The following is a 26190-nucleotide window of genomic DNA, read 5'->3' on the forward strand; positions in this document are numbered from 1 at the left end:
AATACACGTGGTGTTTATGGGAAAAGTAAAAGGTGTACTCAAGTCATATGTTATCATACTGCTTATTGTGGTGGTGATCAATATCATCAACAATTTATCGGGGTACACCCCCGGGGAGTTTGATATGAGAGCGGAAATTGTGACCACCCTGTTGATGACCATCTTTGGGTTCTTTGGGTTTAAAGCATTGAACGATATTTTTCTCCGGAAAGTATTGAACTGGAATACCCGTACAGAAAGGAGCTTCCTGGTTTTTATACTGGTGTCTGCATGTTTTGGCGCTACGTTGATAGGGTGTTTTATGAAACTGGAGGTCTTTATTTTCCATACGCCCGATCCTGCCTGGCAGGGCTATGTGCGGAACATGCTGTATTCGGCCATGCTGTTTCTCTCCATCACGCTGGCTGCCACCCTCGGCAAATTCATTGACCACTGGAAACAGGGGATAGAAGCCACCGCCAGAATGGAACAGCGCCTGGCGCAAAGTCAGCTGGACCTGTTAAGAAACCAGGTCAATCCCCACTTCCTCTTTAACGCATTAAACACGCTGACTTCCCTGATCCGGGAAGATGAAGAACAGGCAGTGGATTTTGTGAAACATCTCTCCCGCATTTTGAGGTATTCCTTAGCGCAGGAGACCAGCGGCACGGTGACAGTGGCCACGGAGCTGGCTATTGCAGACGCTTTCCTGGGCATCAGCGGCCAACGTTTCGGTGACAAACTCCTTTACAGCAAAGCCGTGAAGGACAACGTCCTGTCTCAGCAAATTGTTTCACACAGCCTGCTGATGCTGCTGGAAAATGCGCTCAAACACAATGAAATATCCCGTCAGCGGCCATTGCACATCAACATATACTCCACAGACGACTATCTTTTTGTAGAGAACAACCTGCAGCTCCGGCAGTCAGGGACTACTTCCATGGGTATCGGCCTGGCCAATATTACAGGCCGTTATCAGCCGCTGACCGATAAAACCGTAAACATTACATCTGATAAAACCTGCTGGCGGGTGGGAATCCCACTGCTCCCGGAGGATTTAAACAGCGAAAAATGATAGCTTTAATTGTTGAAGACGAGACGGCCGCTGCAAGGCAGCTGGTGAATATGCTCCGCAAACTGCGCCCGGACTGGCACATCTGTCCCGTTGCTGAAAGTATCGCGGAAACGGTGCAGTGGCTCACTAACAACCCACATCCGGACATCATCCTGATGGACATCCAACTTTCTGATGGCGATTGTTTCACCATTTTTAAACAGACAGCGGTGAAGGTGCCGGTGATTTTTACCACGGCTTATGATGAATATGCGATCAGGGCTTTTAAAGTGAACAGTATCGACTACCTGCTGAAACCCATTGAAGAAGCGGAATTATCCGCGGCGCTAGACAAATATGAATCGCTTCGGCCTCTTCAGGCGCCTGACGCTGCCGGCGATCAGCTGAAAAAACTGATCGCTTCCCTGACGCCTGCCACAGGTGCCCGTGAACGGATGATGTTCCGCACGTATAACGGCATGAAAAGCATCGACTGTAACGATATCGCCTATATTAAAGCGCAGGACAAACACGTGTACGTCTATACGTTTGACGGAGAAATGAACGTCACTGACCAGTCGCTTGATGAACTGGCGGAAACCTTGTCTGCCAGAACGTTCTTCCGGATCAACCGGAAATACCTCTGTCATATCAAAGCGCTTCAGCAGATAAGGCTGCATTCCAACGGGCGTACGCACATCCTGCTGGAGCATTGTAAAGATGATGCCATTTTTGTGAGCCATTCGCGTAGTGCGGACTTTCGCCGTTGGCTGGACAGTTAGAGGCTGTACATTTTTTTCTTGAGTTGTGTCCGTATGCCTTCCGGTACGTTCTGAAAGAGGTTTAGCGGCACGCCGGCCGCTTTCGCTTTGGCTTCCAGTGTTTCCACGGTACAGAGATAGTTTTTCCAGGCGCCGGCTTTACCGGTGCCGGTGTACAGGTCGTTGTCATTCGGCATGTCCACTGCGATGACTGTGGCGCCGGCGTTGATACGTGCCAGGTCGTTAGTGCCTTTCGGAATAATGACCGCTACTTTCCATACTTGTCCGGGTACGGTGATGTTACCATTATCGAGAGTTTCCATGAAAGCTGTCTGGCCTTTGCCACGTCCACCTTTGCCATAGCTGCCCATGACGATGAAAGCCTCTTTGTCATCTTTCACCTGTTGACGGATAAAATCTTCCATATTGGCCCATGGCACCTGGTTGAGGGCTGCAGCCTGCGGTATCATGTTGGTCATGAGGAAAGTGGCGCTGTTGGCTTCTTTGGCTGCGCTGCGGTCGGCGGAGGGGCAGTTGTGGCCTCTGTCGAAGCCGGTATTGCTGCCGTTGTAGCTACCGGCGTTTACCTGGTACCAGCCCTGCGGCAGGCTGGGGTCTGGCCTGAAGTCGTTGGAGCGGTCTATGGTGCCAGGGCAGTCTTCTGCTTGCAGGTGCCAGCTAACCCATACGGGGATACCGGCATTTTTGCTATATGCTTCCACAAAATAGGTTTGGTCCATCAGGAAGTTCTCCAGGAAAATCAGGTTGGACTTAGCATCGGTGGGGTTGCCAAGCAGCAGGTGGTCATTGTCAGCGACTGTGGCCGGTGGCTGAGTGGGAGCGGTTTCCCGGATATCGTCTTTGGTACAGGCAACAATCAGCAGCAGGGCCGCGTAGGTAATCAGCAGCCTAAAATTAATTCTCATCTATCCGTCGTTGTGAACATTAAAAACGCAAAGGAAAGATTTTAATGCTATACGCCGGTAAAATTGATGGAATAAAAAAAACGTATAGCCGTGTCAGATAGCATCAGAAAACTTCATTGATGCCGAAGTAGAAGCCGGACTGGTCTTGTCCGCGGCCGTAGTCCAGCCGTATGTTGACGCGGTTTTTGAATTCCCAGCGATAGCCGATGCCATAGCTGAGGAGTGTTTGCTGAAAAGAAAGGGCATCGAAGCGGGGGAATATGTTGCCGCCGCCAACCCATATTACGGCGCTGCTGCGGCGGTATACGTGTTGCCGTAGTTCTACCTGCCCGGAGACATAATTGCGGTCGCGGTACCGGCCTTCATAGTAGCCGCGTAGCCTGTTGGAGCCGCCGGCCTGTGCCAGCATGTTCCAGGGCACATCGCCGCTGTGTTCTTCTGCATAGAAGTCCATGGCCAGGATGCCGCCTTTCCAGAGTTGTTTGTACCAGTCGAATTGTAGTTCCAGTTTGGTGAAGCTGGTGTTATTGCCGAGGAAAGTAGGATAGAAGCGGTAGCCTATCCGCGCATAGATACCGCGGGCCGGATTGGGAATGAAGTCACGGGTATCGTAAACGATGAAAGGGCCTGCTCCCATACCGAAAACGCGCGTCGGCTGCATCAGCGGTTTACCGCCGGCGGTATCAATGTCTTTCGCCTGTCCGTTCTGTATATGGGCGCTGATGCCGGCATAAAACCGGTTGCTGAGGTTTATCGCCAGATCGGCCTGTAATTTTTCCGTGAGCAGCAGATAGTCGGTATAATCGTCTTTGGCGGAACCGGCATCATAACCGATGCCCCAGTATTTATCGGGGCGTGAGCTGAAAGACGCTTTTATCATCAGCCTGAAACGGTCTTTCGGGAAAATGGTGGTACTGTTAATACCGATGCCGTAAAAGCCGGTCAGCGCCACAGAACCATATACGGCCACATTGGAAACCGGCAACAGGCTGTCTGTCCGGTCTGTCCGGTACTGTGCGGCCAGCATCACCGCAATGCCGGCGCTGGTCTCCGGTGTGTAGACAGGGCCACCGATGAAACTGAGGTCCAGATTTTTGTGTTTGCGCTCATCGTTGGTATGCGCCAGATAATGAAGCACACGCTGATACAAGCCCCGGGGGGCCGTTGTGTCTGTACTGTTGCCGGAAGATGGGGCCTGGCGGGCGGTTACCGTTACACTACAACAGAGCAATATGGGGAGTAGCAGTTTTTTTATCAAAACCATGACCGCCCGAAAATAACGATAATTCGCGAAATGAAGGGGGGCGGGTGTGAAGAGTCTATGACCATAAAAGGACCTGAAAAACAAAACGTAGCCCAGGGCTTTAGCCCTGGGACGTTTTAATCAACGAATAATTGTGTCACGGCGGCGGTGTCCATCGCCCATTTGGCGGTGTATATCTCATCGGCGTCGGCGGTGTCGGCCAGTTGCAGTTGTTGTGCGGCGGCTTTTATCTCCAGCAGTTGCCCGATGGTCATTTTCTGGTCCAGCTTTTTCAGCAGGCCGGTGATGTTGTTATTGTTTAGCTGCTGCACTACCTGGCCTTCATAAGGCATTTCCAGCCAGATGATGTTACGGGCGGCTACATCGAGTACTCCGAAGACCAGGCCTTTGGCCAGTCCGCGGGTGATACGCACCTGGTGTTGCACACAGGAAGGATCGTAGGCTACGCCTGTTTTTTCGGATATCTTCATTTTATGGCGGCTATCCATCCATCCTACTACCATTTCAGGCACCAGGCTTCCGGAGGAGTAGGCGTTACAGGTGAAGGACACGTAACGGGCGCCGGCGGCGGCCAGTTGGTCCACGTTCAGTTCTATATATTCTGCGGTCCCTACATTGTTAGGGATAGAGCGGATATCGCCGCTATGCAGGCATCCGGTGGTTTGCAGGCGACTGAAGGAACAGTAGTCCGGTTTATGGTCATAGCTGATCTGGCAGCTCAGGTCCATATCCAGGTGCTGGGCTGGCAGCCCTTTGCCCCATTGCATGAACAGGCGGATACTGTTGCCTTCCAGCGGGAAACGGGTTCCCATCAGGGCTGCGGGCAGGTCCTGTATCTGTTCGCTACGGTCACCGATGGCGAGCGGTATTTTATACAACGCAGGATCGATGTACATGGTACGTCCGTTGGCAGGGATAGCCGCAAAACGTTTACGGGTGGCTTCCAGGCACAGATTGGCCACGGCCTGCTGCATCCCGTCCAATTCTTCGGCAGTGTAGATGGTCAGCATTTTATTGGCCGGCAGCTGCTTGGCCGTACCTCCCAATGGTTTCACCACGCGGGTAGTATAAGGGTCGAAATAATAACCGGCATACATCTGCAGGGTGAACAACAGCCGGGCAGGCACCTTATCGGCGACCTTGGAAAACGCATCGATAGTGGCTTCTGGGCCAAACCACAGCATGTTGGCAAACAGGGAACGGGCAAATAATCCCGGGCGCTGTTGCAACAGGTAAAAAGTGCTGGAGGCATCATGACGCAGACGGAACTGGTCCAGCCGTCCCTGCCACACTTCGTAGTCACCACGGTAAAATTTGTCCATGATGGTACGCAGGTGCTCAAAACCCGCACGTTTGCTGTATTCAGCCAGGCGTAAGGCACGGATGAAACGCACCCACATCTGGCGTTTAGGATGCATATCGGCGCAGATCTTTGCGGCGTCCATAGACAGACCATTGATCCAGCGGGCGACGATCTGTGCATCTTCGCGGCGGTATTTCAGTTTCAGCGAAGCGGCGATGGCAGCTTTGCTGGTCTCGTTTTTTTGGGTGGCGCGGCGTTCAGCCCCGTTGCGCTTTGTCCGCGCGATAATGGTTTTGGGCGCTACCAGTTGCAGGAACCCGGTATGTTTAAACCACAGGTAACGGAGTATATCCGTAGGCGTGGTAAACAATGCCTGCGCTTTTTCAGCACGGCCCTGTTCCAACAGGATATCAATAACCGTGATCGCTGTTTCCCGCATCGCGATTTTTCCTGCCGGCAAAGGCAGTTCCGCCAGCAAACGACGCAGACTGCTCTGCTGAGTGGCATCCAGCGCGGTACGGGACGCCAGCAGGTTCTCCAGGTACTGTTCCGCATCTGCCAGTGTCCACAGTTCGAGTACACGCAGTTTTTTATGCTGTCCGTAATGTTCTATAGCAGCGGTTTCCAGGGGGGTACCGCAGAATGGGCAGCCGTTGTAACGCTCCAGCGGAAAGGTATGAGGCGGTATCAGGTGGCCACAGGCCAGTCTTGTTCCACCGGTAAGCCCTAATAAGTTGGTGAAGTAGGTGATGATATGATCGGCGTAAGATTCTCCCGTAGGCACATGCCAGTTTTTTACCAGCGGCGCCCAGTTCAGCTTTACACCCATTACGTTCCGGAGCTGGTCCAGGATCTGCGCTTGGCAGGCAGCGTCGGTCTGTTCCAATGCGCGTAGCAACGGCTCTGACACCCCGAATCCCAGTTTGGCCATATTGGCCACCAGTAAAGCGGTATCAGGATTCATTCCTGTCGCGCCGTTCAGCGCTGTTGAAGGAATGTAAATGGCCTGTTGACGTAAAGCTACTTTTAGAATCTTGTTCATCGTTTTAACATTTATAATCAGATAATTTTGCCGCTGGTTTTTTGTAGAAAAACGTAGTAAGCGACAATTGACCTTGATAGAAAAGCAGGCTGGATTCGAACCAACATTCCCGGTTCCCTCAGGAAGTAAGCCCCGGTTGACCCTTTTGGTAATTCCGAAACTCCTATACCGGTGTCTTGCCAATTTAGACGACAGCTTTAGTTGAAGTGGTAATGGTGAAAGTAAATCCCAAATGATGAAGTAACTTTTACTTGACCGCTTCGATGATACAAAGATGCAAGACCATGTGCGCAGTCTTTTTGCGCAGATATTTTTTTTCTGAAAAAAAATAAAAAGAGAGAGTGTTTTTCTTGCTGATAGGGGATTTGACGGGAGATGACATATCTTTGCGGCGGAAAAAAAGTCCCGAGGGGCAAGCTGACAGTAGTAAAATGTTATCTGTACAAGAAAGGAAAGCCGCACACCGCGAACATCATCAAAAAACAAAATTCATCAGACTACGCCGTGGTATACGGGTAGCCCGCTACGTTATGTACCGGGAGACGCTGATCGATAAGAAAAATATTTATTGGTCGTTTATCGGCGCTTTTGCCGGTATTGCCTGCGTTGGGTTGCTCAGTCATTTTTATCTCCCGGTGAAGGACAACCTGTTTCTGATAGGGTCTTTCGGCGCATCGGCGGTATTAATATACGGTCATACCCAAAGTCCGCTGGCACAGCCGCGCAACCTGGTTGGAGGGCATCTGTTAAGCGCCCTGGTGGGCGTAACGGTCCGGTACCTGGTACCATGGCCGGAATGGGAGTGGCTGGCCTGCGCATTGGCTGTGGCGGTATCGCTGGTGGTGATGCAGGTGACAAAAACGGTGCATCCGCCGGGAGGGGCTACGGCATTGCTCGCGATCGCCGGTTCACCGGCCATCCGCAAGCTGGGCTTCTGGTACGTGTTGTCGCCGGTGGCTTCCGGAGTGGCCATACTGCTGCTGATAGCGGTGATCGTCAACAATATGACCAACATCCGGCAATACCCTGACAAGGGTAAATGGTTTTAAACAGTTTTCTTTTTATAGATGATGGTATCTGATGCCAGCTGCTCCAGCCGGTAACCGCCGGTATCGATACGCAGTTTGGGCAGTTGCTGCTGCAGCAGCCGCAACGTGTTGGCGTCGGCGTTAGCCTGGTATAAATACAGCTGCTGTAGTTTTTTATTCTTCCCCAGTGTGTTCAGGAAAGCGGGCGTACAGGCGGTGCCGCTCAGGTTCAGGAACCGCAGCTCCTGGCAGCCTGCCAGCGGCGTGGCCGCGGAACCTTTGACAGCCGTGTGTTTCAGCTCCAGCCGCGTGAGGGCGGTCAGCTGACCGATAGCTGGCAACGCCGCATCGGTGATACGGGTGCCGGACAGGTCCAGCCACACCAGCTGTGACCGCAACGGGTGCAACAACGTCATGTCTGCGTCGCTGAAGCCCGTCGCGTTGATACAAGTAACGGAAACAAAAGGACTGTTGGCAGCTACCGGCAACACTTTCACGCCTTTGGCCTCCAGGGCCGCCACACTCTTTTTATCCGGCGCAGACGGCGCTGCGTCCGGCACAAACTCATTATGGTCCAGTGATTTGCCCGGCGTCATGGCTTCCAGCACCAGCTGTATACGTGGGTTGGGCTTCAGTTCTTTTACCGTTTTACCGGTGGGCGCGCCCTGCGCTATCCACCAATAAAGAAGCTCTACCTCGCGGGGGGCCAGCTGGGGCTTGCCTTTAGGCGGCATCCGGTGCTCGTCGTTGTCTGACAGCACCAGTCTTTTGAACAGTTCACTTTCTTCTGGCATACTGTCTTTTATTACCGGTCCGTGTTCTCCGCCCTGGCGGATCAGCGCCAGCGTTTCCAGGCGCAGCCCTCCTTTTAGTTTCTGCGCATTGTGACAGCCGTAGCAACGGGAGGAAAGTACGGGCGCCACCAGGTCTTCGTATATCCGTGCATCGGCTACGTTCGTATAGGCAGGCGCGTTATCAGCTGTTTTCGGTTTGCCGCTGAAAGCCTGTAAAGCGGGCGGCATAGCCTGCACAAGATAGTCGTCTCCATGCGTGAGCGACCCTCCATAGTGGCCTGCGGCGGACACCAGTACCAGCACCACTGCCAGCAGCGGCAGCTGTAACCGTACCAGCCGTTTGCCGGCAGGGACAATGCACAGCAGGTACAGCAGGGTGCTGCTAACGGCTACGCCTATACCCAGCCACAGGTGAGTGTTCAACAACTGTTCGTCGTAACCGCCGTCGAGCGATAGCAGGTAACCTGCCACGCAGCTGGCGACGGCCGAGAGGGCGGCTGTCAACAGTAACAACGGCAGCGCGGCCCGCAGGCCGGCGCGCTTGCTGCTGCGTGACAGCAACGCCAGTATAAAAGCGATGATCAGGATACCTATCGGCAGGTGTACGATCAGCGGATGAATCCTGCCAATGAATAGATTCCAGTTTCCGGTTGCGGCTAATATCTTCATTACTTCCCGTAGCGCTGTTTGAGTTGATGCATCATAAATACGTTAATGTCCCACTGATTGCCAAGCGGCTGCCGCGTATAGGGCAGCGTGGGCATATAATCGGCCGGGCCAAACTCGGTCAGTATGGTAAGCGGCTTGCCTGCTTCCTGGTGGCGGCGCACTATCTGGTCCCACCAGTTGAAATGCGCCTGCACGGCTTTCCCCCATTCAGGTGCCCGGGGATCATTGACCTGCGGTCCTTCGGGGTGACCGATACGCGCGTGTATATGTCCTGCGCGTTCCAGTGCTTTGCTCACCGTTTCGGCCTGGTCTTCCAACAGCGACTCATGCACGTTGCACCAATGGGAGATATCGAGCGTCAGGCGCAGGTCGGGCTTCTTCTCAATGAACTGACGCGCTATATGCGCAGCAAACAACATACGGGAGCGGTGTGTTTCGTGGTAGATGGGAACGCCGTTGCGCTGCGTGATACGCGTGCTGATATCAATGAGGGCGGCGTTCTGCTCGAAGGTGAAATAGTCTTTGCCGGATTGTGTGTTGATGTATAGCGGCCGTGGACCGGTGCTGGTGGCGGCAGAGAGATTAGCTTCAAACTGATTGGCATGTTTCGTATAGTCGCTGTCGTGACCACCGGCGAGGTAGCCTACCTGCAGTTTGTATTGATCGAGGGCGGCGAACAGCGCCTGTTGCGCTGCTTTGTCCTGCGGCCACCATAGCTCGATGCCGTCGTAACCAGCGTCTTTGGCATCCCGACAGAAATCACCGATGCTGCCGGGATATCCCCAGTTGGTGGCCATGACGGTCAACCGGTAGCCATTGGCCGGCCGGGCTGCAAAAGAGGGAAGGGAGGAGAGGGCCAGTGCGCCGCTCATAACGGCAGACTGCCGGAGGAAATTTCTTCTGCTGGTATGCATTGGTTGATTTTAAATATTAACCCAGAATCGGTGTGATCACATGCCCGCCTACGTCAGTCAGCCTGAAGGGGCGGCCCTGGAACTGATAGGTCAGCTTCTCATGGTCGAATCCCAGCTGTTGCAGGATAGTGGCGTGTATATCGTTGATGGCCACTTTGCCTTTGACGGCGGCGTAACCTATTTCATCTGTTTCTCCCCAGGTAAATCCTTTTTTAATGCCGGCGCCGGCCATCCACATGGTAAAGGCTTCTACGTGGTGGTCGCGGCCCAGGTAAGGGGTGTCTTTGCCGTCACGGTTTTCCTGCATGGGCGTACGGCCAAATTCACCGCCCCATACTACCAGCGTTTCGTCGAGCAGGCCGCGTTGTTTAAGGTCTTTCAGCAGTGCGGTGATAGGGCGGTCTATCTCGCGGCATTTGTTACGGAACCCGTAATCAATGGCCAGGTTCTCGTCGGTACCGTGGCTGTCCCAGCCCCAGTCGTACAGTTGTACGAAACGTACGCCTTTCTCTACCAGTTTGCGGGCCAGCAGGCAGTTGTTGGCGAAGGACTCTTTGCCGGGCTGCGTGCCGTACATCTCATGAATATATGCCGGCTCTTTGTTGATGTCCATGACATCGGGAACAGAGATCTGCATTTTGTAGGCCAGCTCGTACTGTGCAATGCGGGCCACTGTTTCGGGGTCGCCGAAACTTTCATATTCCTGCCGGTTGATATCGTTGATGGCTTCGATGGACTGCTTGCGAAGGTTGCGGTCCATGCCTTCAGGGTCTGTGAGGAACAGCACGGGATCGCCTTTGGTGCGGCATTGCACGCCCTGGTACACAGATGGCAGGAAACCGCTGCCCCACACGCTTTTGCCGGCATCGGGCGTTTTACCGCCGGAGGTGAGCACCACAAATCCGGGAAGGTTGCTGTTTTCCGTGCCGAGGCCATAGGTCACCCAGGAACCGATACTGGGCCTGCCGAGCCTGGCGCTGCCGGTCTGCATCAGCAACTGCGCAGGGCCGTGGTTGAACTGGTCCGTCTGCACGGCTTTGAGAAAGCTCACTTCATCAGCCATGGTGGCGAAATGCGGCAGATGGTCGGATACCCATGCCCGTGATTCGCCATGTTGCGCAAATACGGCCTGAGGCCCCAGCATTTTAGGAACGCCGCGGATGAAAGCGAATTTTTTTCCTTCCAGCAGGGACTGCGGACAGAGCTGGTTATGCAGCTTTTGCAGGTCTGGTTTATAGTCGAACAGTTCCAGCTGTGAAGGTGCGCCGGCCATATGCAGGTAGATCACGCTTTTTGCCCTGCCGGGAAAATGCGGGGCACGGGGCGCCATAGGGTCGGCACTGAAATCCGGTTGTTTGACGGAACTGCTGCCGCAGCTGGTCAGGAAAGAGCCCAGTGCTGCCGCGCCAAGACCGGTCACGCAGTCCAGCAGAAAATGCCGGCGGGTGACGAAGCGCAATGTTTCTTCATTGGCTTCCCGAAGTAGTTTATCGTGCAAACTTGACATATCGTTAGTTATGATTTGATCAGAAATTCATCGAGGTTCATAATAGCGTTGGCCACTACTGTCAGCGCGGCCAGTTCGGCCAGCTGTGGCGGCGCGTCCTTGCATTGCAGCAATGCTTTTGCATCGGAAGGGGATTTTTTATACTGCTGCAATGCCTGGTTGTACAGCCTTTGCAGCACCGCCAGTTTTTTATCGGTCAGCTGCCGGCATACTGCTGCCTGGTAACCCCAACGGATACCCGTAGGGGCGTCGTTGTTGCTGTTGCGCTGCATATTTTGTGCAAGCGCGCGGGCGGTTTCCACATACACGGGGTCATTGAGCGTCACCAGCGCCTGCAGGGGCGTGTTGGTCCGGATACGCCGTTGCAGGCATACTTCGCGGCTGGAACCGTCGAACGTGATCATGGACGGGTATGGACTGGTACGTTTCTGGAACACGTAGATAGCGCGGCGGTATTGGTTGCCGTCCTTTGCCTGGTTCCAGTATTCTCCGCTCCACACGCTTTGCCAGATGCCTTCCGGCTGGTATGGCATGATAGCGGGACCGTGCATATTACGGTTCAGCAGCCCGCTCACGGCCAGCGCCTGGTCTCTCACTTCTTCGGCGGTGAGCCTGAAATGCGGGCCTCTGGCCAGCAGGCGGTTGGCAGGGTCTTTCTCCTGTAATTCAGGAGTAGTGGCGGCGTCCTGTTGATAAGCGGCTGATAATACGATTTCGCGCAATAGTTTCTTGGTGCTCCAGCGGTATTGATGAATATACTGGTAAGAGAGCCAGTCCAGCAATGCGGGATGGGAAGGCAGGAAGCCCTGTGTGCCAAAGTCTTCCACGGTTTCCACGATACCGGTGCCGAATATTTGTTCCCATAGACGGTTGACCATCACCCTCGCTGTGAGCGGATTGCCGGGATCGGTGATCCATTCGGCCAGCCCGAGGCGGTTGCGCGGGGCTTTGGCAGGGAAAGGATTCAGGGAGTGCGGTACGTCCGGGGTGACGGCCTTGCCTAACACGAGCCAGTTGCCCCGTTCAAAAATACGGGTGGTGCGCTGCATGGCCGGTGGGTTTTCTATCATCACCGGGATGTCCTGTGGTTGCGTGTTCACCAGTGCCAGGAGCTGGTTGTTGATGGAGTCATAGCCGGGTTGCCCTTTACCTGGCAGGTCGTCACGGAAGGCGAACCATTCTACCATACATACCGGGTCGTTAGGCTTCAGTGAAGCGTTGCGGAACTTCAGGTACAGGTCATGTCTGCCGGTAGTGGGTTTTAGCGGGATGGAAATCACCCGGCGGTCGTTGGTGGGTGCCAGTGCCTGCGTGAAATACACCGGGCCGTTGAGGCTGTCCAGCCGGCATTCCAGCGTGCCGCCTTTGTTGCCGGTCCAGTAGTTCATCAGCAGCTGTGTTTTACCGCCGGTAGCCTGTGCGGGAAGGCGGCAGCTGCCGTTGTGGCGCACGCCCAGGTATTTGGTATCATACAAAGCGCCGTTCACGTAGTTGTCGCAGTCGTGCGCATGTACTTTAGGCTCCAGTACTTTCATGAACTGCTGTACATCGGCCACCTGTGCGGTGTTGCCGTGTTGTTGCACCCATTGGCTGATACGGTTCACCTCTGCGAGGCCAATACTGTCGTACAGGCGCAGCTTCGGGTGTTCCATGTGGGTATCTTCATCACGGGTATTGTTCATGAAGGCGAGCAGCTTGTAATAATCTTCAAACCGGAATGGGTCGTAGGGATGGCTGTGGCATTGCACGCAGCCGATGGTGACGCCCTGCCATACGTCCATGGTGGTGCTCACCCGGTCCATGACGGCGGCGGTGCGGAACTCTTCGTCCTGTGTGCCACCTTCGTCGTTGGTCATGGTATTGCGGTTGAAAGCTGTCGCTATCAGCTGGCTGTTGGTTGGATGCGGGAGCAGGTCACCGGCCAGTTGCGCGATGGTGAAGCTGTCGTACGGCATGTCCTGGTTAAACGCGTCGATGACCCAGTCACGATAGCGCCAGATATTCCTGCTGGCATCTCTTTCATAACCTTTGGTGTCGGAATAGCGGGCCAGGTCCAGCCACATGGAGGCCCAGCGTTCGCCATAATGCGGCGACTGCAGCAGGGAGTCGACGATACGTTGATAGACAGCGGGACTGTGGTCTGACTGGAAGGCCGCCGCCATGGCGGGCGTGGGGGGTAAGCCGGTCAGGTCGAGACTGACGCGGCGCAGCAGCGTCATCGGGTCTGCCTGTTTGGAGGGTTTCAGTCCTTCGTGTTTGAGTTTTTCTATAATAAACCGGTCGATATCATTTCCGTTCTCGACGTTGATATCCGGCACCGGAACGGGTTTCAGGGGAACATAAGCCCAGTGTTCGCCCCATTCGGCGCCTTCTTTGACCCAGCGGGTGAGGACTTCCACTTCTGCAGCGGTGAGCGGCTCGCCTTTCTGTGGCATCCGTTCTTTAGGATCTTTACAGGTCAGGCGGCGGATAAATTCGCTTTTCTCCGGGTGACCGGGGATGATGGCGGGTTTGCCGGATTTGGTGTTGCCAAGGGCTTCTTCCCGGAAAAGGACGCTGAAGCCGCCGCTTTGTTTAACGCCGCCATGGCAGCTGATACAGTGTTTGTTGAGTATAGGCTTGACTTCCGCGCTGAAGTCAGTGCGCTTGCGTGAATGGCAGGCTGTCACCACCATACCGGCAACAACGGACAGCAGCAGAGCTGCCCTGAACGTGGATGTAGAGCGCATGTGTTTTTTTCATTGAACCACTGTAAAAGTAATCGTCTGCCGGTACTAAGCGGATAGAGGATCTGCGGAATTTGATGGATTATTTTACGGTTCCTGTTTTTTGGTGCGGTACTGCGCTGGTGAAATACCCATTACTTTGGTAAACAGCCGGGAGAAATAATAGGGGTCTTCCATGCCCAGCAGCGACGCGATCTCTTTTACCCGCAGATGGGTGAAATGCAGGTACTGACAGGCTTTCTGTACTTTCAGGTGATTAAAATATTCGATCGGTGAATACCCGGTATTGCTTTTAAACAAAGTAGAGAAATGAGAGATGGACAGGTTGATGGACCGCGCCATCTGTTCCAGCGTCAGCATACGGTCCAGGTGCTGGTTCATATAGTCGATGGCGTTATCGATAGTATCCTGCCCTGCCTTTGTTTTCCCCGGGAGATAGGCGCTGGGATAAATACACGAAGCGAGGAAAGCCCAGAAGCTCATGCTGGCATACACCAGGTTCTCCGTGCGGTAACCCCTTTCCAGTTGTTGATAGATATTATCAAACAACGCCAGTCGCTCCTGCGCATGTGGCAGATATGTCTGGTGGCTGCCAGGCTGTTGCATGGCGGTATGCACGATCGCATCAGCGGTCTGGCCGGCAAAGTGTGCCCAGTAGATGGTCCACGGGTCCGATTCATGCGCCTGGTAGGCGTGGGGCCAGCCCTTCGGGATGATGAAACAGTCGCCCGCCTTGATGGGATGGTCTTTTTTATTGGTCCGGATAGTGCCACGGCCTTCGGTACAGTAGATCAGGATATGCTCCGGCGCGCCGTTGGGGCGTTTACGGTAGTGGAACTTCGCTTTGGGATAATAGCCGATGTCCGTGATGTACATCGTCTGCATCACCGGGTCGGCGGCGCATTTCTCCTGCAAAATATTGCGGGGGATGACGATAGCGCGCTGACCTTTGAAGCCTTCTCCTTTTCTGATCATGTAAGCGGGATTTCTTTCCAATAAAAGTAAGAAAATCCATCAGGGAAAGAAAGGTTGTTCGGTAAATCGGTCGCCATCTGCATTATCTCCTTTCCCGTTCGTGTATTTGTTTACGTTTTTAAATATAATTACACGTACTTTATACGCTTATTATCATCGTAGCACAGAACAATGAAAAAAAGATTACTTACCCTGGCGCTTACCGCTGCCGCCACGGCAGGGTGGGCGCAACAGCTTCCATCGGAATTACAAACGCCGGAAGTAGTGTCCGTAAACCGCCTGCCCATGCGGGCTTCCGCCTTTGCCTTTGAAAACAAGGCACTGGCCGGCCAGCGTGATAAAACCAAATCAGGCAATTTCCTGTCGCTCAACGGTACCTGGAAATTCAACTGGGTACAGGACCCGCGTAAACGTCCAGTCGATTTTTACAAAACGGATTTTAACGACAGCGGATGGGACAATTTCAAAGTGCCCGCCAACTGGGAAGTAAACGGGTATGGCCTGCCCATTTATGTCAACCATCCGTATGAGTTTACCGGCCGCGCTAAAATGGGCGCCGCTTTAAAACCACCTTACGATATTCCGGAAGACAACAACCCGGTAGGATCTTACCGGAAAAAATTTGACCTGCCGAAGGACTGGGACGGTAAACAGGTATTTATTCATCTCGGCGCCGTTAAGTCTGCCTTTTTTATCTGGATCAACGGAGAGAAAGTAGGCTATAGCGAAGACAGCAAACTGGCCGCCGAATTTGACATCACCCGTTTCGTGAAACCCGGGCAGAACGTAGTCGCATTACAGGTGTACCGCTGGAGCGACGGCTCTTACCTGGAGTGCCAGGACATGTGGCGTATTTCCGGTATCGAACGCGAAGTATTCCTCTATGCTACGCCCAAACTGGACATGCGCGATTTTAAAATCGCCGCGTCACTGGATAAATCTTATGCCAACGGCGTGTTGGACATCAACCTGGAAGTCAGCAACTACAGGATAGACAAAAAAACAAACCACAGTAAACCGGACACTTTCGCAGTGGCCATGGAACTGGTGGACGCCACCGGCAAAACAGTGCTGAAAGAAGAAAACAGTGGACTGAAACCCGTGCTGGGCAACTATAAAACCAATATACAGTTTCATCAGGAAGTGCCTGGCGTACAAAGCTGGTCGGCCGAAAAACCATATCTCTACACGCTTTACCTGACACTGAAAAACAAAGCCGGTGACGTGCTGGAAGTAGTGCCGCAACGCATCGGTTTCCGCAGCATCGAGCTGAAAGACCGCAATTTCCTGGTCAACGGAAAACGGGTGTTCCTCAAAGGGGTGAACCGTCACGAGCACAACGCCACACAAGGCCACACGCTCACCCGCGAAGACATGCGCAAAGACATGGAGATGATGAAACAGCTCAATGTGAATGCCGTACGTCATTCGCACTACCCTCCGGACCCTTACTGGATGGAACTTTGCGATGAATACGGCCTGTACGTGATCGACGAAGCCAACATCGAATCACATGGCCGCTACTACGATCTCGCCTATACGCTGGCCAACGACAAACAGTGGCGCACGCCGCATCTCGAAAGAGTACTGCGTATGTACGAACGCGATAAAAACCATCCCAGCGTAGTGACGTGGTCACTGGGCAACGAAGCAGGCAACGGTACCAACTTCTATGAAGCCTACGACTGGCTGAAAGCGCACGATACCCGCCCCGTACAGTATGAACGCGCTGAAATGGATTATAATACCGATATCATCGTGCCGCAATATCCCGACCCGGACTGGCTCGTGAAATATTCCGGCCGCAATCCTGACCGCCCGATGATCATGAGCGAATATGCCCACATCATGGGCAACAGTCTCGGTAACTTCCAGGAATACTGGACCGCTATCGAGAACCATCCTTTCCTCCAGGGCGGCTTTATCTGGGAATGGATAGATCAGGGCATAGACACTGTGAAGAATGGTAAACGGATACTCGCCTATGGCGGCGACTTCCCGCTGAGCGGCCCGGTGAACGAGACTTTCAGCGATAATAATTTCTGCGTGAAAGGCGTGGTGACCGCCCATCGCGGGCTCACCCCCATGGCGATAGAAGTGAAGAAAGTATACCAGCATATCAAAAGCAGCTATGATGGCAACAATACGGTAACCGTTCGCAACGGCTATTTCTTCAGGGACCTGGCCAACTACCAGCTCAACTGGGAACTGCTGGAAGATGGAAAGATCATCGAAAAAGGCGCCGTAAAAGCCTTGTCTGTGGCCCCGCAACAAACAGCGGCCATCCACCTGCCAGTGAAAAGCACTGTGCGTGCAGGAAAAGAATATTTCCTCAATGTGCGTTATGTCCTGAAGCAACAGGAGCCTTTCCTGCCTGCCGGTTTTGAAATAGCCGCAGAACAATTTGCCTGGGGCAAAGGTGAGGCAGTAGCGCCTGCGGCCATCCAACCGGGACAGCTGACACTGCAACAGGAGGCGGGCCACGCGGTGATCAAAGGCAACGGCTTCTCCGTGAGCTTCAACCTGCAACAAGGCGCCCTTGAGAAATACGAACTGAAAGGAGAAGAACTGCTGAAAGGCAGCCTGCAGCCTGCTTTCTGGCGTGCGCCTACCGACAATGACATCGGCGCAGGTTTTAACCACTCCCTGCGCAAATGGCGCAACGCCTATGCTGACGGTAAACTGCTGGAAGCTGCGGTCAACAAAACCGCCAACGGCTACGAAGTAGTACTGAAAAAAGAAATCGTTGACGGGGATGCAGTAGTGACGCAAACCATCGCTGTATACGGCAATGGCAGCCTGAAAGTGACCAACGGCTTCGCTGCGGTAAAAGGCAAACACGCGCTGCTCATGCGCCTGGGCAACGATCTGCAGCTGCAACAACAGTTTAACCAGATCGATTTCTACGGCCGCGGCCCATGGGAAAATTATTGGGACCGGAAAACAGCTTCTTTCGTCGGCATTTATCATCAGTCTGTTGATCAGCAATATTTCCCGTATGCAAGGCCACAGGAAAGCGGTAACAAATCAGATGTACGCTGGGTGGCCATGACCAACAAAAAAGGCAAAGGCCTCCGCTTTGAATACGCTGACAGCCTGCTCAATTTCTCAGCGTTGCCTTACAGCCTGAACGACCTCGATCCGGAAGCAGACAAAAAACAATACCATTCCGGTGAACTGGTGGCAAGGCCTGAAATCTACATGCACATTGACCTTCAGCAGTCCGGCGTACAGGGCATCGACAGCTGGGGCGCATGGCCGCTGGAACAATACCGGATACCTTTCCGCAACCAGGAATATAGCTTCTGGATAAAACCAGTTATGTGATCATCTCCTTATAAAAAAATGCGCCACTTTTATAGTGGCGCATTTTTTTTTGATCATTCGGCTGTCAATGTCCGTAGCCGGGCAAGGTCTTCATCAGTACGGTTACCGTGAATTTTTATTGTCGACAGGGCTGTTTCAATGGCGGCAAACTCATCACGGGAGAGCGTTACCGCCGCGGCGCCAAAATTTTCGTATATCCTTTCCCGGTTGCGTGATCCAGGGACTGGTACCACGAAATCTTTTTTATGCAGCATCCAGGCCAGTGAAATCTGTGCCGGCGTAGCGTTTTTTTCCCTGGCAAAATGATGCAGCAGGTCCAGCAATGGCTGGTTAGCTTTGATGTTGTCTTTGTCGAAACGGGTGATCACCCTCCGGGCATCGATACCTTTGAAAGTGGTGTCAGCACTGATTTTGCCGGAGAGAAAACCGTTGGCCAAAGGGGAGAACGGAACAAAGCCAATGTTCAGCGCTTCGCAGACAGGGATCACGTCGGCTTCAAATTGCCGCTCCATAATAGAGTATTCACTTTGCACAGCGGTGAGTGGCGTAACAGCGTGCGCTCTTCTGATCTCTTCCGCTGTGGCCTGAGACTGGCCCCAGCCGCGTATTTTACCTTCCTGTATCAGTTCTCCCATTACCCAGGCGATATCTTCTACCGGTATGTCTTTGTTGACACGGTGCTGGTAATACAGCTCCACATGATCGGTGCGCAGCCTGCCAAGCGACTGCTCCAGTTTTCCTTTAATATGGCGGAACAGATTTTCTTTTGAATAATGGCCGATATCGCTTTTCTCTATCATAAATTTGGTGGCCAGCGCAACGTTGTTCCGCACGTCCTGCAATGCTTCGCCGACCAGGGCTTCATTGGCGCCCATGGCGTATCTTTCTGCGGTGTCAAAAAGCGTATAGCCGAGGTCGTAGGCATAACGGAGCAGACGCAAGGCTTCTGCTTTGTCCGGTGCGGCGCCATACCCCATGCTTAGCCCCATGCATCCGTAACCGATGGCCGATACTTCGAGGTCCCTTAATTTTCTTGTTTTCATGCTTGTTCGATTTTTTAATGGCACAATGGCTGATCGATAAGCAAAGGTCATTTGCCGGCGGGCCGGGGAAAAGCGAAATTCAAACCATCTGTTTTAAAATTCAAACATTCCTGAATTTCTGAGGGGAGATACCCGTTTGTTTTTTGAAGAAGGCGTTAAAATGCGCGGGTTCCAGGAAACCCAGTGCATAGGCTATTTCAGCCACGCTCCAGTTGCTTTGTTGCAGCAGCGATTTAGCTTCGCTGAGGCAACGGGCGGCGATAAGGTGGGAAGTGGTATGACCGGTCACTGCTTTCAGCGCCCGGTTGAGGTGGTTGACATGGATATTCATATGCCGGGCAAAATCGGCAGCAGAGCGAAGAGATACCTGTTGTGTGGTATCGTCAATCGCGTAATGTTGTTCCAGCAGCGTGGTAAAAAGCGTGGCAATCCTTTCTGCCGCATTGTGTGGCGGTTTGGCCTGTGTGGCTGCACTGAGCTGCGTTTTCAGCGCAAAGTGAATTAATTCCAGCGTAAGGTTTCTCAATACATCGTATTTGTACACATAGTCAGAGGCTTTCTCTTCCAGCATGCGCTGAAAAATGTTTTCCACCTGATGCACCTGCTCATCTGTCAGCTCGAAGACGGGTGTGCCGCCCGGCTGGTAAACAGGGTATTCATACAGGTTACCATAACGGTGAAAAAAATGCTGGTTGAAGACGATACAAAAACTGTTGTTCACCTGTGACTGGTCCCCGCTGCAGGGTATCTGCGGATTCAGGAAAAGGAGCGCCTGTTTTTTGATCTGAATTGTTTTGTCGGCAAACTGTACTTCACTTTTACCGCGGGAAAGGCTGATCTTATAGAAGTCCCGTCGCCGGTAGGCAGCGGGCTGGGGCAGAGGTTGGCCGGTGGTGTAATCGGTCTTGAATATATCAAAATGTCCTGCCCCGCGGCGGAGGTTTTCAGGCGTCCGTCCGATTTTATCCCTGTAAAAAATTTCCAGTGTTTCTATTTTGACCATCCCTTAAAATTACACATTTCAAATGACACAGGTCGCATTTGACCCGGTAGAAAGTCGCATACATACAGCACATTGCAACCGGATGTTGCAGACATTTGTACCATCACAAAACAACATCGTATGAAGCACCTGATCATCTTTTTCTCGTTTGTAACTATAATGTTCGTGGCCTGCCGGCAATCACCGAAAGACAAGCAAACCACCACCAGCAACATGCCCAAAGACACTGTTGCCAAAGACAGCATCAAACCGACAGAGAGCGGTTATGCGGATGTAAACGGACTGAAGATGTATTATGAAGTTTACGGCAGCGGCAAACCACTGGTGCTGTTGCACGGTTCCTTTATGAATATTCCCATGAACTGGGCGCACATTATTCCTGTGCTGGCTAAAGACCGGAAAATAATTGTGGCTGAAATGCAGGGGCACGGCCGTACAAAGGATATCCCGCGCAAATTCAGCTATGAGGCAATGGCGGATGATGTGTCCGGTCTGCTGAAGCACCTGAAGGTAGACAGCGCGGACGCGGCCGGGTACAGTATGGGCGGCGGTATTGCTTTTCAGTTTGCCATACGCCATCCGGAGCAGTTGCGCAGGCTGGTGATTTTGTCGGGCACCTATGCGCATGATGGCTGGTGGCCCGATGTGGAGGCCAGCTTCGCTACTATGAACGCAGATATGTTCAAAGGCTCTCCGATAGAAAAAGCCTATCTCAGCTACGGCAATGATTCGGCGCAGTTTCCAGCGTACATCAAAAAGGTGTTGAGTATAGACGCGGTAAAGTACGACTGGACCAAAGAAGTGAAAAATATCAAAGCGCCCATATTTATGGCCATTGGTGACGCAGACGGCGTGCGGTATGAGCATGCGCTGGACCTGATCAAAGCCAAAGGCGGCGGGAAAATGGGAGATATTCACGGGCTGCCACAGTCCAGGTTGGCCATCCTGCCGGGCACTACGCATATCGGTATGATGATCCATGCAGACTGGTGGATACCGATGGTGAAAGACTTCCTGGACAGCGATCTGAACGCGGCCCCTCCTATGTTTTAATGATACGGAAAACACGGCTGAATAACAGGCTGCTGAAACGGTTCAGCAGCCTGTTTTGTCGTATCTTTACGGTGCCTGCGGAAGAACAAATGGAACAGACCGAAAATAACATACAACGTAAGATTATTCACATCGATATGGACGCATTTTATGCGTCGGTGGAGCAGCGTGACAACCCGCAATACCGTGGCAAAGCGATCGCGGTGGGCGGGTCTCCGGAGGGGAGGGGCGTGGTGGCCACCGCCAGTTATGAGGCGCGGAAATATGGCATCCGGTCGGCCATGTCGTCCAGAAGGGCGTTGCAGTTATATCCGCAGCTTATTTTTGTTCGTCCCCGTTTTGATGCTTACAAGGAAGTGTCCCGCAGGATACGGGAAATTTTTGCACGTTATACCGATCTGATAGAACCGTTGTCATTGGATGAAGCTTACCTGGACGTGACGGAAGATAAATTGAACATAGGTTCCGCCATTGACATTGCGCGGCAGATCAAAATGGCTATCCGGGAAGAGCTGCAGCTGACGGCTTCCGCCGGTATTTCGGTGAATAAATTTGTGGCGAAGATCGCTTCTGACCTCAATAAGCCGGACGGCTTCACGTTCATCGGCCCGTCGGCAATTGAAGCATTTATGGAGCAGTTGCCCGTAGAAAAGTTCCATGGCGTGGGCAAGGTGACTGCCGATAAAATGAAGCGGATGGGGCTTTTTACCGGTGGTGATCTGAAGAAGTTGTCGGAACAGGAGCTAAAGCAGTATTTCGGCAAGGTGGGCACTTTTTACTATCAGATAGTGCGGGGAATAGACCACCGGGCGGTGCAACCGCACCGCGAAACCAAATCATTGGGCGCAGAAGATACCTTTCCCCACGACCTGACGGTCGTGGAAGACATGCATGCAGAGCTGGAAAAAATAGCCCGCACCGTTTACTGCAGGTTGGAGCGCTACAGTCTGAAAGGGCGTACCGTTACACTGAAAATCAAGTACAGCGATTTTAGGCAGATCACCCGCAATCAGTCCTTCCCTTATCCGGTAGGAGACCTGGACACAATATTGCACACGGCCAAACAATTGTTGGCAGCTACCGGGCCGGAAGATAAGCAGATACGTTTGTTGGGTATAACGTTGTCTAATTTCGGAGAAGCGGGTCCTGTTTCGGATAAGCCTGTTAATCCACAGTTATCACTTTTCGATTTTGAGGGATGATCTTGTCCTGTAGAACTACCGGCTTACGCTTGCCAATAACCGGGTAAATCAATCTCAGATGCTACTTCTACTGCGCGTGACTGGATCATCTGTTTCATGTCATGATGCAGCTCCTGATGTTCTTCCCAGAACGGCGGGGGAACGTCCAGCACATTTTTTAACAGATCGCCCGGGTACAGGTCTGCTTCCACCAACAGATCGTCCTTCAGTTTTTCGATGGCCAGGGGTACCAGATAATTTGGATTAAAGGCTTGACCTATCAATACCCTTAGGTCGCTGGCTGTTAACTTAATGACGGGCACTTTGCTGAGGGCGATGCACCTTTTCGTGAGTACGGAATCTTCTGTGGCGGGTTCCCAACGTTTGTTTTCTAATTGTTCCAGAGATTTGTATCTCCAGACATCTTTCCTGTTCATATTACCTCTCGTAACTTTTTGTCAATAATATACTAATTTCGTCAGATGATACCCAATCGTGTCATATTTTTTCTTTTCGACGGGGTGCATCTGCTGGACCTGGCGGGCGCGGTGACCGTATTTGTGGAGGCCATCTGCTGCGGCCAGTCCTATGAACTGCGATATGTTTCTCCTTATCCACAACCTGGTACTTCTTCCGGTTTAGGCTTCGCTTCAGTTGATCCGCCCACTTCCGTGACAGTGACAAAGGAAGATATCCTGATCGTTGCCGGAATGGACCTGCGGCGGTGGGACCGTGCGGACGACGCCTTGTGGGTTCCCTGGTTACAGGCTGCTGCCGCCAGCGGGGCTACCATCTGCTCTGTTTGTACTGCGGCCTTCGCATTGGCCGCTGCCGGTTTGCTTGACGGGCAGCAATGTACTACCCACTGGGCTCAAACAACTTCCTTACAACAGCAATTTCCGCGCCTGAAGGTGGTGGAAAACAGATTGTTTGTTAAAAGCGGCCGTATCTACACTAGTGCCGGTATCGCTACCGGTATTGATATGGCGCTGGCTCTCATTGAAGAACGTCATGGAATAGCATTTGCCAGTCTGTTGGCAAAAGTACTGGTTGTGCCCATGCGTCGTGATGGTTCCTCCCCGCAAGATAGTATCTTTCTGCAAAACAGACAGCATATAAATCACCAGGTACATGCGGTACAGGACTATATTATCTCCCATCTCCACCAAAAACTGACGATCGGGGAACTGGCAGAGCAGGTGTTTATCAGTCCCCGTAACCTGACCCGTCTGTTCAAATCCGCCACTGGCACTACTATCGGCGACTATATCCAGAAACTGCGGAAGGAAAAAGCCATACTTTTGTTAAAATCCGGCCAAAAGATGGCCTGGGTGGCCAAAGAGTGCGGTTTCAAAAGTCCCAACCAACTCCGGCGACTGGTCCGGCCTGAAAAATCCGTCGAACTGGCCTGATCTGTTGCCTCGTTGTCCCGATTTGATACTGCCTGCTTCCTAGCTTTGCGATATAAATTCTTGATTTCATGAAACAGCTGCTGTTAATGCTCCTGCTGGCGCCATGCCTGCTTTTTGCGCAGGACCAGGCAAAATATGTCTGTCCTCCCTGCGGTCCCTGCGACACCATCATCTTTCATAAGCCCGGAAAATGTCCGCATTGTGGTATGAAACTTATGAAAAAAGACACCGCGGAGAAACGCATGAGCGTTTGTTTCCTCCTGTACGACGACATCGAGATCCTCGACTTTGCCGGTCCGCTGGAAGTATTTACAGATGCAGGCTTCCAGGTTTTTACCGTAGCAAAGGAAAAGAAACCGGTCATCGCCCAGGGAGTACTCAAAGTACTGCCGGACTACAGCCTCGCAGATGCGCCGCCGGCCGATATGCTCGCGGTCTTTGGCGGTAATGCCGGCCCCACCGCGGAAGATCCTGAAGTGATCGCATGGATAAAATCCCGCGACAAAAACACGGACCGCTATTTCACCGTATGCACCGGCGCTTTCATTCTCGGTAATGCAGGCCTGCTGGACAATCAAACGGCTACCACCTATCACGGCCAGATTGATAACTTACGGAAAAAACTGCCCCGTACCAAGGTGCTGGACAACGTCCGCTATGTGGACAATGGCCGCATCATCACTACTGCCGGCATCTCCGCCGGAATAGACGGCGCACTGCACATTGTAGCCAAACTGAAAGGAGAGGAAGAAGCGCTTCGCGTAGCCCGTGTGATGGAATATGATAAGTACGTGCCCAACCAGGGACTGGTAGTCAAAAAATAATTACGAATTACGAATTACGAATTACGAATTACGAATTACGAATTACGAATTACGAATTACGAATTTAGGGCTTCTATACAGCAAGGTTACTTAAATAACCTTCCAACAGGAAGTCCTCAATTCGTAATTCGTAATTTGTAATTCGTAATTAATTACTGGTATTTAGGCAATACCATCGTTTTTACAATGGTATGTGCCACCAGCGACAATACCAGTGACAATACGATCAACAAAGATGACTTCATCGGTGTGTCAAATACATCGATCACACCGGAAACAGATTTGCCTGCAAAGAGCAGCGTAATGATACACGCCAACACACCGGTGATCCACAGGGTGATATGTGACCACAGGTATTTTGTTTTCTGGAAACCTTTTTTGCCAAAGGAGGTAAAGAGAAGTCCAACGTGGGCCACGAAAAACGCGGCGGCAAGGAAAGTCAGCGTAGAGAGCATTTTTGGTCTTTTTTTGGATTTTTTGGGAAATGGTCAATACCAACAATATACAATAATAATTGAATGTAAAAAAGCTTCACCCTGCTTCCCCGTATTTTGTCCGTATCTGTGAAATGTGTTCGGCGATCATATGCAGCCGGTAATAATACTTCTCAAAAATATCATCGTACATCCGATGGCGGTTCACTAAAAAAGCGTTGAGCGATTCATAAATATATTCTTCAAACGTACTGTGCTCGCTGACTTTAATCACCACTTCCGACACAGGTTCCAGGCTGGTGGCAAATTTGGTTTTTACCTGTATGTCGGCCATGCCGGTGATCATGATTTTATACAGGTTGGGCGCCTTGGCGAATGGTACATAATGAATAGCTGTCAGCCCGTTTTCATCATATACATATTTGCGTACATTTTCAGCCAGCAGAAATTCGATCACCTCCCGGTTGCTGTTATGCCGCGTGGCCAGTGACAGCGGCGTGTCCAGGCTGTCCAGCACAAAATCGAAATGGATATTATGCCGTATCAGGACCAGCAGCATGTCGGTGATGGCCGTAAGCCGGTGCTGCTGAAAGATATACGCAATGGCGTAAAGGTAATCCGGGCTGTCTATGCGTAGCGTGGCGCCTTTCTTCAGCGCATACTCCACCGCCATGGGTTTGTTGGCCCCCACGGCACAGAAGATGATCGGGATCATGCCTTCCTTTTTATAATGGATGTCTGCGCCGCCTTCTTCAATCAATAGTTCGGCCGCTTCAAAAAAAATTTCCTGGTACTCCAGCAGCTCGCATAACAGTTCTGACAATTCCCGCCGGTTGAAGGACTGCAAATGCCGTCTCAATAAGGTGATCACTTCGTCCGGGTTCTCGCTTGTCCTCAGTTTGCGTTTTAAGTCGTACAGCGAAATTTCCTGCATATGTTCTCATAGGGTGATAGATAGGCTGGGAGAGAAC

At 52.4% G+C, this 26190-nt stretch carries 21 protein-coding genes and 1 tRNA gene; 8 read left to right on the forward strand and 14 right to left on the reverse strand.

Translation table 11 applies throughout. The features are described 5' to 3' along the window. Positions 1-16 precede the first annotated feature (16 nt). Complete coding sequence (locus HGH92_RS22200; RefSeq protein ID WP_168872935.1) at positions 17-1054, forward strand: sensor histidine kinase; 1038 nt, start codon at positions 17-19, stop codon at positions 1052-1054. Then, positions 1051-1815: a LytR/AlgR family response regulator transcription factor gene (locus HGH92_RS22205; RefSeq protein ID WP_168872936.1), complete on the forward strand. Its 765-nt coding sequence runs from the start codon at positions 1051-1053 to the stop codon at positions 1813-1815. Before HGH92_RS22200 ends, HGH92_RS22205 begins: the two co-directional genes overlap by 4 nt. On the opposite strand, the gene HGH92_RS22210 is transcribed toward HGH92_RS22205, so the two are convergent. From HGH92_RS22210 to HGH92_RS22225, 4 genes are all read right to left on the reverse strand, one after another. Next, positions 1812-2720, reverse strand: a complete 909-nt coding sequence (locus tag HGH92_RS22210; protein WP_168872937.1) for a DNA/RNA non-specific endonuclease — start codon at positions 2718-2720, stop codon at positions 1812-1814. The two genes, HGH92_RS22205 and HGH92_RS22210, sit on opposite strands and share 4 nt — an antisense overlap. 103 nt (positions 2721-2823) lie before the next feature. Beyond that, a complete protein-coding gene (locus HGH92_RS22215) occupies positions 2824-3984 on the reverse strand; it encodes a BamA/TamA family outer membrane protein (RefSeq protein WP_168872938.1) in 1161 nt (386 codons plus the stop codon). A 116-nt stretch (positions 3985-4100) separates the two neighbouring features. Beyond that, complete coding sequence (locus tag HGH92_RS22220) at positions 4101-6329, reverse strand: hypothetical protein (RefSeq protein ID WP_168872939.1); 2229 nt, start codon at positions 6327-6329, stop codon at positions 4101-4103. Positions 6330-6409: 80 nt separating this feature from the next. After that, positions 6410-6528, reverse strand: a tRNA-OTHER gene (locus HGH92_RS22225). Between the two features lie 232 nt (positions 6529-6760). Here HGH92_RS22225 and HGH92_RS22230 point away from each other — a divergent pair. After that, positions 6761-7378, forward strand: coding sequence for an HPP family protein (locus tag HGH92_RS22230; RefSeq protein WP_168872940.1), 618 nt, complete (start codon positions 6761-6763; stop codon positions 7376-7378). On the opposite strand, the gene HGH92_RS22235 is transcribed toward HGH92_RS22230, so the two are convergent. The 5 genes from HGH92_RS22235 to HGH92_RS22255 form a co-directional block, all read right to left on the reverse strand. After that, a complete protein-coding gene (locus HGH92_RS22235; protein WP_168872941.1) occupies positions 7375-8820 on the reverse strand; it encodes a c-type cytochrome domain-containing protein in 1446 nt (481 codons plus the stop codon). The genes HGH92_RS22230 and HGH92_RS22235 overlap by 4 nt on opposite strands. Next, entirely contained in the window at positions 8820-9734 is a 915-nt protein-coding gene (locus HGH92_RS22240) for a twin-arginine translocation signal domain-containing protein (protein ID WP_168872942.1), read from the reverse strand. The genes HGH92_RS22235 and HGH92_RS22240 overlap by 1 nt, the downstream gene beginning before the upstream one ends. A gap of 16 nt (positions 9735-9750) precedes the next feature. Next, positions 9751-11241 (reverse strand): DUF1501 domain-containing protein, encoded by a 1491-nt coding sequence (locus HGH92_RS22245; protein ID WP_168872943.1) that lies wholly within the window; start codon positions 11239-11241, stop codon positions 9751-9753. A gap of 8 nt (positions 11242-11249) precedes the next feature. Beyond that, on the reverse strand, positions 11250-13970 hold the full coding sequence (locus HGH92_RS22250; protein ID WP_168872944.1) for a DUF1553 domain-containing protein: 2721 nt from the start codon (positions 13968-13970) through the stop codon (positions 11250-11252). A gap of 84 nt (positions 13971-14054) precedes the next feature. Then, the gene (locus HGH92_RS22255) at positions 14055-14942 is read right to left on the reverse strand and encodes an AraC family transcriptional regulator (protein WP_168872945.1); all 888 of its coding nucleotides are present in this window, start codon (positions 14940-14942) and stop codon (positions 14055-14057) included. 171 nt (positions 14943-15113) lie between these two features. On the opposite strand from HGH92_RS22255, the gene HGH92_RS22260 reads away from it, so the two are divergent. Next, the gene (locus tag HGH92_RS22260) at positions 15114-18269 is read left to right on the forward strand and encodes a glycoside hydrolase family 2 TIM barrel-domain containing protein (protein ID WP_168872946.1); all 3156 of its coding nucleotides are present in this window, start codon (positions 15114-15116) and stop codon (positions 18267-18269) included. A gap of 53 nt (positions 18270-18322) precedes the next feature. Here the strand turns inward: HGH92_RS22260 and HGH92_RS22265 are convergent, their stop codons facing one another. Together HGH92_RS22265 and HGH92_RS22270 are read right to left on the reverse strand one after the other, a co-directional pair. Then, the gene (locus HGH92_RS22265; protein ID WP_168872947.1) at positions 18323-19312 is read right to left on the reverse strand and encodes an aldo/keto reductase; all 990 of its coding nucleotides are present in this window, start codon (positions 19310-19312) and stop codon (positions 18323-18325) included. Positions 19313-19412: 100 nt separating this feature from the next. After that, positions 19413-20315, reverse strand: coding sequence for a helix-turn-helix domain-containing protein (locus HGH92_RS22270; RefSeq protein ID WP_168872948.1), 903 nt, complete (start codon positions 20313-20315; stop codon positions 19413-19415). 120 nt (positions 20316-20435) lie between these two features. On the opposite strand from HGH92_RS22270, the gene HGH92_RS22275 reads away from it, so the two are divergent. After that, entirely contained in the window at positions 20436-21368 is a 933-nt protein-coding gene (locus HGH92_RS22275; RefSeq protein ID WP_211092688.1) for an alpha/beta fold hydrolase, read from the forward strand. Next, entirely contained in the window at positions 21368-22570 is a 1203-nt protein-coding gene (gene dinB, locus HGH92_RS22280) for a DNA polymerase IV (RefSeq protein ID WP_247654997.1), read from the forward strand. The genes HGH92_RS22275 and dinB overlap by 1 nt, the downstream gene beginning before the upstream one ends. 23 nt (positions 22571-22593) lie before the next feature. Here the strand turns inward: dinB and HGH92_RS22285 are convergent, their stop codons facing one another. Continuing rightward, entirely contained in the window at positions 22594-22986 is a 393-nt protein-coding gene (locus tag HGH92_RS22285; protein WP_168872949.1) for a contact-dependent growth inhibition system immunity protein, read from the reverse strand. Positions 22987-23031: 45 nt separating this feature from the next. Here HGH92_RS22285 and HGH92_RS22290 point away from each other — a divergent pair, with 45 nt between their 5' ends. Together HGH92_RS22290 and HGH92_RS22295 are read left to right on the forward strand one after the other, a co-directional pair. Then, on the forward strand, positions 23032-23961 hold the full coding sequence (locus tag HGH92_RS22290; protein ID WP_168872950.1) for a GlxA family transcriptional regulator: 930 nt from the start codon (positions 23032-23034) through the stop codon (positions 23959-23961). A gap of 68 nt (positions 23962-24029) precedes the next feature. Next, positions 24030-24785, forward strand: a complete 756-nt coding sequence (locus HGH92_RS22295; protein WP_168872951.1) for a DJ-1/PfpI family protein — start codon at positions 24030-24032, stop codon at positions 24783-24785. Between the two features lie 152 nt (positions 24786-24937). On the opposite strand, the gene HGH92_RS22300 is transcribed toward HGH92_RS22295, so the two are convergent. Then, the gene (locus HGH92_RS22300; protein ID WP_168872952.1) at positions 24938-25240 is read right to left on the reverse strand and encodes a hypothetical protein; all 303 of its coding nucleotides are present in this window, start codon (positions 25238-25240) and stop codon (positions 24938-24940) included. A 76-nt stretch (positions 25241-25316) separates the two neighbouring features. Next, positions 25317-26153 carry an ankyrin repeat domain-containing protein gene (locus HGH92_RS22305; protein WP_168872953.1) on the reverse strand — a complete coding sequence of 279 codons (837 nt, stop codon included), beginning with the start codon at positions 26151-26153 and terminating at the stop codon, positions 25317-25319. Between the last annotated feature and the right edge of the window lie 37 nt (positions 26154-26190).

This window comes from Chitinophaga varians (assembly GCF_012641275.1).
Classification (GTDB): domain Bacteria; phylum Bacteroidota; class Bacteroidia; order Chitinophagales; family Chitinophagaceae; genus Chitinophaga; species Chitinophaga varians_A.

What these genes read in the sequence shown, in the direction of transcription:
- HGH92_RS22285 (WP_168872949.1), bottom strand. Translation starts at nt 22,986, where the DNA reads ATGAACAGGAAAGATGTCTGGAGATACAAATCTCTGGAACAATTAGAA.
- HGH92_RS22250 (WP_168872944.1), bottom strand. Translation starts at nt 13,970, where the DNA reads ATGCGCTCTACATCCACGTTCAGGGCAGCTCTGCTGCTGTCCGTTGTT.
- HGH92_RS22220 (WP_168872939.1), bottom strand. Translation starts at nt 6,329, where the DNA reads ATGAACAAGATTCTAAAAGTAGCTTTACGTCAACAGGCCATTTACATT.
- HGH92_RS22290 (WP_168872950.1), top strand. Translation starts at nt 23,032, where the DNA reads ATGATACCCAATCGTGTCATATTTTTTCTTTTCGACGGGGTGCATCTG.
- HGH92_RS22245 (WP_168872943.1), bottom strand. Translation starts at nt 11,241, where the DNA reads ATGTCAAGTTTGCACGATAAACTACTTCGGGAAGCCAATGAAGAAACA.
- HGH92_RS22210 (WP_168872937.1), bottom strand. Translation starts at nt 2,720, where the DNA reads ATGAGAATTAATTTTAGGCTGCTGATTACCTACGCGGCCCTGCTGCTG.
- HGH92_RS22300 (WP_168872952.1), bottom strand. Translation starts at nt 25,240, where the DNA reads ATGCTCTCTACGCTGACTTTCCTTGCCGCCGCGTTTTTCGTGGCCCAC.
- HGH92_RS22260 (WP_168872946.1), top strand. Translation starts at nt 15,114, where the DNA reads ATGAAAAAAAGATTACTTACCCTGGCGCTTACCGCTGCCGCCACGGCA.
- HGH92_RS22240 (WP_168872942.1), bottom strand. Translation starts at nt 9,734, where the DNA reads ATGCATACCAGCAGAAGAAATTTCCTCCGGCAGTCTGCCGTTATGAGC.
- HGH92_RS22200 (WP_168872935.1), top strand. Translation starts at nt 17, where the DNA reads ATGGGAAAAGTAAAAGGTGTACTCAAGTCATATGTTATCATACTGCTT.
- HGH92_RS22230 (WP_168872940.1), top strand. Translation starts at nt 6,761, where the DNA reads ATGTTATCTGTACAAGAAAGGAAAGCCGCACACCGCGAACATCATCAA.
- HGH92_RS22215 (WP_168872938.1), bottom strand. Translation starts at nt 3,984, where the DNA reads ATGGTTTTGATAAAAAAACTGCTACTCCCCATATTGCTCTGTTGTAGT.
- HGH92_RS22295 (WP_168872951.1), top strand. Translation starts at nt 24,030, where the DNA reads ATGAAACAGCTGCTGTTAATGCTCCTGCTGGCGCCATGCCTGCTTTTT.
- HGH92_RS22205 (WP_168872936.1), top strand. Translation starts at nt 1,051, where the DNA reads ATGATAGCTTTAATTGTTGAAGACGAGACGGCCGCTGCAAGGCAGCTG.
- dinB (WP_247654997.1), top strand. Translation starts at nt 21,368, where the DNA reads ATGATACGGAAAACACGGCTGAATAACAGGCTGCTGAAACGGTTCAGC.
- HGH92_RS22265 (WP_168872947.1), bottom strand. Translation starts at nt 19,312, where the DNA reads ATGAAAACAAGAAAATTAAGGGACCTCGAAGTATCGGCCATCGGTTAC.
- HGH92_RS22255 (WP_168872945.1), bottom strand. Translation starts at nt 14,942, where the DNA reads ATGATCAGAAAAGGAGAAGGCTTCAAAGGTCAGCGCGCTATCGTCATC.
- HGH92_RS22305 (WP_168872953.1), bottom strand. Translation starts at nt 26,153, where the DNA reads ATGCAGGAAATTTCGCTGTACGACTTAAAACGCAAACTGAGGACAAGC.
- HGH92_RS22235 (WP_168872941.1), bottom strand. Translation starts at nt 8,820, where the DNA reads ATGAAGATATTAGCCGCAACCGGAAACTGGAATCTATTCATTGGCAGG.
- HGH92_RS22270 (WP_168872948.1), bottom strand. Translation starts at nt 20,315, where the DNA reads ATGGTCAAAATAGAAACACTGGAAATTTTTTACAGGGATAAAATCGGA.
- HGH92_RS22275 (WP_211092688.1), top strand. Translation starts at nt 20,436, where the DNA reads ATGAAGCACCTGATCATCTTTTTCTCGTTTGTAACTATAATGTTCGTG.